The organism is Actinophytocola sp., from assembly GCF_035712165.1.
Lineage (GTDB): Bacteria > Actinomycetota > Actinomycetes > Mycobacteriales > Pseudonocardiaceae > DASYTH01.
The window spans coordinates 1-2328 of the sequence record NZ_DASTBH010000547.1 but is presented as its reverse complement, the minus strand read 5'-3'; the positions used below and the strand labels follow the sequence as shown (position 1 = coordinate 2328).

Here is a 2328-nt window from a genome sequence, read left to right as displayed (position 1 = left end):
CCACTCGTGGCCGATCCGGATCGGATAGGCGGCCTGGCCGGTGTGCAGGTAGCTCATCGCGCCGGAGAAGAACTCGGCGTCGGTGCCGCACACCCCGGCGCGGTCGACCTCGACGATCACCTCGCCCGGGCCCGGCTCGGGCGGGGCGACCTCCTGGACCTCGGCCCGGCCCGGACCGGTGATGACAAAGGCGCGCACCCGGCTATCGTCCACCGATGAGCGCATTGCGCAGCGCAGCCTGGTACGCGGGTCGGGACCGGGACGGCTATATCCACCGGGCCTGGATGCGGCGCGGGTTACCCGGCTCCGCGTTCGACGGGCGCCCGCACATCGCCGTCGCCAACACCGCCTCCGACCTGACGCCGTGCAACCTTCACCTGACCGATGTCGCCGAGCACGTCAAGCAGGGCGTGTGGGCGGCCGGTGGGGTGCCGCTCAACCTGCCGGTCGTCTCCCTCGGCGAGACGCAGCTTCGGCCGACCGCGATGCTGTGGCGCAACATGGCGGCGATGGCCACCGAGGAGATGTTGCGGGCCAACCCGATCGACGGGGTGGTGCTGCTCGGCGGCTGCGACAAGACGATCCCGGCGCTGCTCATGGCCGCCGCGTCGGTCGACCTGCCGGCCGTGGTCGTGCCCGGCGGCCCGATGCTCACCGGCACGTTCCGGGGCACCGCGCTGGGCTGCGGCACCGACGTGTGGCGGCTGAGTGAGGAGGTGCGCGCCGGCACACTGTCCGAAAAGGACTTCCTGGACTCCGAGTCGGCCATGATCCGCAGCCGCGGGCACTGCAACACGATGGGTACCGCGTCGACCATGGGCCTGCTGGCCGAGGTCCTGGGCATGGTGCTGCCCGGCACGGCCGGGCTTCCGGCCGCCGACAGCCGGCTGCTGACCCAGGCGCACGAGACCGGCCGGCTGGTGGTGGAGATGGTCGCGGAGGATCGGCGGCCCAGCACATTGTTGACCCGAGGATCGTTCAACAATGCGATCGTCGCATTGGCGGCGATGGGCGGATCCACCAATGCGGTGGTGCACCTGCTGGCCATCGCCGGGCGGCTGGGCGTGCCGCTGGTCCTGGACGACTTCGACCGGATCGGGACCGGCGTCCCGCTGCTGGTCGACCTGCAACCGGCCGGCCGGCATCTGATGGAGGACCTGCACCGGGCCGGCGGGCTGGCCGCCGTCCTGCGCGAGGTGCTCGACCTGTTGGACCCCGAAGCGATCACGGTCACCGGACGGCCCCTGGTCGAGTCGCTGCACGCGGCGCGGATCTGGGACCAGGAGGTGATCCGGACCCGCGCGGCCCCGCTGCTGCCGGCCGCCGGGATCGCCGTGCTGCGCGGAAACCTCGCGCCCGCCGGAGCGATCATCAAACCCGCCGCCGCGTCGCCGGAACTGCTGCGGCACCGCGGCCGGGCGGTGGTGTTCGACTCGGTGGAGGACCTGCACGCCCGCATCGACGATCCCGGGCTGGACGTGGACGCCGCCTCGGTGCTGGTGCTGCGCGGCTGCGGCCCGCGCGGCTACCCCGGGATGCCCGAGGTATCCAACCTCCCGTTGCCGGCCAAGCTGTTGCGCGCCGGGGTGCGCGACATGGTGCGGGTGTGCGACGGCCGGATGAGCGGCACCGCGTACGGCACGGTCGTGTTGCACGTCTGTCCGGAGGCCGCCGCCGGCGGTCCGCTGGACCGCATCCGCACCGGCGACTGGATCACCCTCGACGTCGCCGCCCGGCGCATCGACGTCGAACTCCCGCAGCCCGAGCTCGACGCCCGCCCGCCCTCGCCCGCCATGCTCGCCGCCCTGGCCCGGCCCACCCGGGGCTGGGAGCGGCTCTACGTCGACACCGTGCTGGGCGCCGACACCGGCGCCGACCTCACCTTCCTCACCGGCTCCTCCGGCCACGCTGTTCCGCGCGAGTCGCACTGACCGACCCCTCGGTGTTAACTGGGAAGGAAACCGCTCAAACGGGTCTACCTGCGGGAACCGGGACTCGGCGACGCTGTGCCGTGTTGTCCCCCAAACCCTGCTGGAGGCAGCACATCATGGGTACCAGAGTCACCATCCCGACCCTGAGCGTCGGCGTCCTGCTAGCCGGCGTGCTGTGGAGCACGCCGCTCGCCGCGGCAGCGCCGCCGGCCACCCTCGCGGCGCCGGACATCCCGGTCGCCAACGTCCAGGCCCACCTCACCAACCTGCAGACCATCGCCACCAACAACGGCGGGAACCGGGCGCACGGCCGGCCCGGGCACCGCGCTTCGGTCGACTACATCCAGAGCCGGCTCAACGCGGCCGGCTTCACCACCTCGGTGCAGCAGTTCACCTC

General features: G+C 72.5%; 2 protein-coding genes and 1 pseudogene. 2 read left to right on the top strand and 1 reads right to left on the bottom strand.

Annotated features, from left to right (window positions below; translation table 11 throughout):
• On the bottom strand, positions 1-198 hold a 198-nt coding region (locus VFO68_RS31005; RefSeq protein WP_325161967.1), incomplete at its 3' end, for an alcohol dehydrogenase catalytic domain-containing protein.
• Positions 199-215: 17 nt separating this feature from the next.
• Here VFO68_RS31005 and VFO68_RS31000 point away from each other — a divergent pair.
• Positions 216-1931, top strand: a complete 1716-nt coding sequence (locus tag VFO68_RS31000) for an IlvD/Edd family dehydratase (RefSeq protein WP_325161966.1) — start codon at positions 216-218, stop codon at positions 1929-1931.
• 116 nt (positions 1932-2047) lie between these two features.
• Positions 2048-2328, top strand: a pseudogene (locus VFO68_RS30995) (Leupeptin-inactivating enzyme 1); the annotation flags it as partial.